Genomic DNA, 4,090 nt, shown 5'->3' on the forward strand with positions numbered 1-4,090 from the left:
CTCCGGCGCCGCCCGCGGGCCGGACAAGAAATTTGCCAAGCGCGGCTTTGGCGACAAGAAGTTTGCCGGCAAGGGTGATGGCGAGAAGCGGCCCTATCGCGGCGATCGCGAGGACCGTCCGCCGCGCCGCGAGTTCGGCGACAAGCCGAGGTTCAACCGTGATGACGCCCGTGGCGATCGGCCATTCCGCGATCGCCCGGCCCGAGACGGCGATGGCGAGAAGCGCACGTTCAAGCCGCGCGGCGACCGGCCAAGATTTGATCGCGGCGGGGATGGCGAAAAGCGTTCGTTCAAGCCGCGCGAAGACCGCGGCGGCGAAAAGCGGCCCTACACGCCCCGCGGCGACCGTCCGAACTTCAATCGCGACGATCGCCCGCCGCGGCGTGATCGCGATGATGCGCGCCCGGCGGGGCGGTCTTCCGATCGGAAGTTCGGCGACAGGAAGCCTTACGCGCCGCGCGAGCGTGACGGCGAGAACCGGGCCTATACGCCGCGTGGCGAGCGATCGTTCGGCGACCGTCCTTCGCGCGATGGCGACCGGCCCGCACGGAAATTCGGCGGCGACAGCAAGTTCAAGCGCGGCGGCGATCGTGATCGCGGGGGCGATCGCGGCCCGCGCAAGGACTTTGGCGACCGGCCGCCGCGCGGCGAATCCAAGCCGTGGCAGAAGCGCGAAGGCGGTTCCGATCGTCCGGAGCGTGGTTCGCGTCCGTTCCGCGACGGCCCGCGCAATTTCGACAAGCCGCGTTACGACAGGCCGCGCGACGATCGCGGCGGCGGTGAGCGGCCGCGGTTCTCGCGCTCCCGTGACGATCGCGAGCAGGGCGATCGCCACGAGCGGCCGAAATTCAGCCGGCCGCGCTGGGGTCGTGACGAAGAAGCCGGCGATCGCCGGCGCGAGCGCCCCGAAGGCCGCACCGACTGGCAGGAGCATCCGCGCAGCGAAGGCCGTTTCGGTGATCGGCCGCGCCGCGAGAATGAGGACGACAGCAAGGTCTTTGCCAAGCGCCCGGCCTTCGGCGGCCGCGGTGCCTATCGCGAACGCTCCTACGATGACCGCCGCGAGCGTCCCGAGCCGAAGCCGAAGAAGGCGGGCGAGCGCATCGCCAAGGTGCTGGCGCGCGCCGGTCTTGCCTCGCGCCGCGATGCCGAGGAGATCGTCACCCAGGGCCGCGTCACGGTCAACGGACGCGTGATCAACTCGCCAGCGCTCGATGTCACCGAGAACGATGTCGTGGCGGTCGACGGCAAGCCGTTGCCGCCGCGCGAGCGGACGCGGCTGTTCATGTATCACAAGCCGCGCGGGCTGATGACGACGCATGCCGACCCCGAGGGACGGCCGACCGTGTTCGACAATCTACCCGAGGGCCTGCCGCGGCTGATCTCGATCGGCCGGCTCGATTTCAACACCGAGGGTCTGCTGCTCCTCACCAATGACGGCGGCCTGGCGCGGACGCTGGAGCATCCCGACACCGGATGGCTGCGCCGCTACCGCGTGCGTGCGCATGGCGAGGTGACGCAGGGGCAACTCGACCAGCTCAAGGACGGCGTCGAGGTCGACGGTGTCAAATACGGGCCGATCGACGCGACGCTGGAGCGCGACCAGAGCGCCAATGTCTGGGTGGTGTTCGCGATCCGCGAGGGCAAGAACCGCGAGGTACGCAACGTGATGGCGCATCTCGGGCTCGAGGTGAACCGGCTGATCCGGATCTCCTACGGCCCGTTCCAGCTCGGCGAGCTCGAGGAGGGCAAGGTCGAGGAGGTCAAGACGCGGGTGCTGCGCGAGCAGCTCGGCGAGAAGATCGCCAAGGTCGCAGGCGCGGACTTCACGCGGCCGGAGCAGCGTGAAGCTGACGGCGGCGACGATGCGCCCGCCAGGAAGCCGAAGCCCAGCAAGCGCGAAACGATCAACGACCGCAAGGGCCGCCGCGTACTGGTGCAGCGCACCGGCAGCGAGGAGGCGCGCGCCCGGAACGAGGACGAGGCTAACGGCTACGGCCCGCCGCGCCGCCCGAAGCGCGGCTATCACGGCAAGCGCGATCTCACGCCGAAGGACGAGTAACGGTCGATGCGCGTCGTCGGGGGCAGGCTGAAGGGCCGCAATCTCGCTTCGCCGTCGGGCCGCGACATCCGTCCGACCGCGGACCGCCTGCGCGAGTCCGTGTTCAACATCCTGATCCATGCCTACGACAATCCGATTGAGGACGCCCGCGTGCTTGATCTGTTTGCCGGCACCGGTGCGCTCGGCATCGAGGCGGTCTCGCGCGGCGCAAAGTTCACACTGTTCGTCGACAACGGCGCCGAGGCGCGGGCGCTGCTGCGCAACAATGTCGAGTCGCTCGGCCTTGGCGGGACGACCAAGGTCTATCGCCGCGATGCCACCGATCTCGGACCTGCGCATCCGGTCGAGCCGTTCTCGCTGGTGTTCCTCGATCCGCCCTATGGCAAGGGGCTCGCCGACAAGGCGCTCGCCTCGCTGCGCGACGGCGGCTGGCTGACGCCGGGCGCGCTGCTCGTCGTCGAGGAAGCGAAGGCCGCGGCATTCGCGGCGCCCGAAGGGTTCGAGGAGCTCGAGCGGCGCGCCTATGACGACACGGAGTTCGTGTTCCTTCGCGAAAAAGTGTAGGGGCGCATTGGTGTCAGCGTCATCTGCTGACTTTATGGTTGTTGCGCCTTCTCCACCCCGAGACTGATTCAACGCCGCCTGCGGAGCGCGAACCATGGCCGACACTCTTGCCGGACTGGCCGGTCAGCTGGAGACGCACGTCAAGGCGTTGCGCCGTACGGGTGACGACGCAGCGCTGCTTGCGGCCGCGCGCGATGCCGCCGATCAGATCGAGCGCGGTTGTGGCGCGCAGGATGGCGACGCGCGTGAAGCGCTCACGATGGTTCAGCGGTGGACGTTCAACGCGGCAGCCGATTGCTGGCCGGGCTGGAGCGTTTCCGACAAGCCGATCAGCCCGGACAATTTGCTCGCCGCGCGCGAGCTTGCGGAACGCTCGCTCGGGCTGGTGCGGACCCTGGAGCTCGGACCGCTGCGCGAGGCAACGGGCGTCTGGATGGTGGGAGCGTTTGAGCTGGCGCTTGGCCGGTACCATGAGGCGATCAGCATCTTTCGCGAGGCGCGCGAGCATTATGTTGCCGCGAATGCGCCGGGTCTGGTGCTGCTGACGGAGGGCTATGCTGCGATTGCGCGGCAGGTCAGCAAGCAGGCAGTCGATGGCGATGATCTCGATCAGGTGTGCAAGCGGATCGCAGCAGGCGGGTTCGAGGACGGCGATGAATGGATCGTACAGCTTCGGACGGCGCTGGAGGTGTTCACACGATAGGATTCGTAGGATGGGTAGAGCGAAGCGAAACCCATCATGGTGCCGCGCGGAAAAAAGTTGATGGGTTTCGCTGCGCTCTACCCATCCTACGGGATCTTCATCGCCGCCCGAACAGCTTCTCGATATCGCTCAGCTTCAATTCCACATAGGTCGGGCGGCCGTGGTTGCACTGGCCGGAGTTCGGCGTGTCTTCCATCTCGCGGAGCAGCGCGTTCATCTCTTCCGGCTTGAGGCGTCTCCCGGCGCGGACCGAGCCGTGGCAGGCCATGGTGGCGGCGACATGCATCAGCCGGCGCTCCAGCGGCAGCGCCTCGTCCCACTCGGCCATATGTTCGGCGAGGTCGCGCAGCAGCCCGGCGGCATTGGCCTTGCCGAGCAGCGAGGGCGTCTCGCGCACGGCGACCGCGCCGGGACCGAAGGATTCGATCGCGAGCCCGAACGATGCCAGCTCCTCGGCGCGATCGAGCAGCTTTTCGACAGTCGCCTCATCGAGCTCGACGATCTCCGGGATCAAGAGGATCTGCCGCTGCCCGCCATTCTTCGCCAGCGAAGCCTTCAGTCTCTCATAGACGATGCGCTCATGCGCCGCGTGCTGGTCCACCACGATCAGGCCGTCGCGGGTCTGCGAGACGATATATGTCTCGTGGATCTGGGTCCGCGCGGCGCCGAGCGGTCGGTCGAGCAGATCGGGTGCGGGCGCGGCCTCGAAGCGGACATCGGCGGTCGGCGTGCCGACGTCGAAGGCGGCCTGTCCCGGCTCG

4 protein-coding genes are annotated in these 4,090 nt (G+C 68.1%); 3 read left to right on the top strand and 1 reads right to left on the bottom strand.

The features are described from left to right. The 3 genes from H8B02_RS45810 to H8B02_RS45820 form a co-directional block, all read left to right on the top strand. Positions 1–2,062, top strand: a 2,062-nt coding sequence (locus H8B02_RS45810) for a pseudouridine synthase (protein ID WP_229172294.1), incomplete at its 5' end; no start/stop codon positions are given. A 6-nt stretch (positions 2,063–2,068) separates the two neighbouring features. Further along, positions 2,069–2,626 (top strand): 16S rRNA (guanine(966)-N(2))-methyltransferase RsmD, encoded by a 558-nt coding sequence (gene rsmD / locus H8B02_RS45815; protein ID WP_229172295.1) that lies wholly within the window; start codon positions 2,069–2,071, stop codon positions 2,624–2,626. Between the two features lie 94 nt (positions 2,627–2,720). Then, positions 2,721–3,329, top strand: a complete 609-nt coding sequence (locus H8B02_RS45820; RefSeq protein WP_229172296.1) for a hypothetical protein — start codon at positions 2,721–2,723, stop codon at positions 3,327–3,329. A 97-nt stretch (positions 3,330–3,426) separates the two neighbouring features. Here the strand turns inward: H8B02_RS45820 and H8B02_RS45825 are convergent. Next, positions 3,427–4,090, bottom strand: a 664-nt coding sequence (locus H8B02_RS45825) for a DNA mismatch repair MutL family protein (RefSeq protein WP_512699926.1), incomplete at its 5' end; no start/stop codon positions are given.

The organism is Bradyrhizobium altum (genome assembly GCF_020889705.1).
Taxonomy (GTDB): domain Bacteria; phylum Pseudomonadota; class Alphaproteobacteria; order Rhizobiales; family Xanthobacteraceae; genus Bradyrhizobium; species Bradyrhizobium altum.

Excerpts from the sequence above, each read along its gene's own strand:
- H8B02_RS45820 (WP_229172296.1), top strand. The coding sequence starts at position 2,721 with ATGGCCGACACTCTTGCCGGACTGGCCGGTCAGCTGGAGACGCACGTC.
- rsmD (WP_229172295.1), top strand. The coding sequence starts at position 2,069 with ATGCGCGTCGTCGGGGGCAGGCTGAAGGGCCGCAATCTCGCTTCGCCG.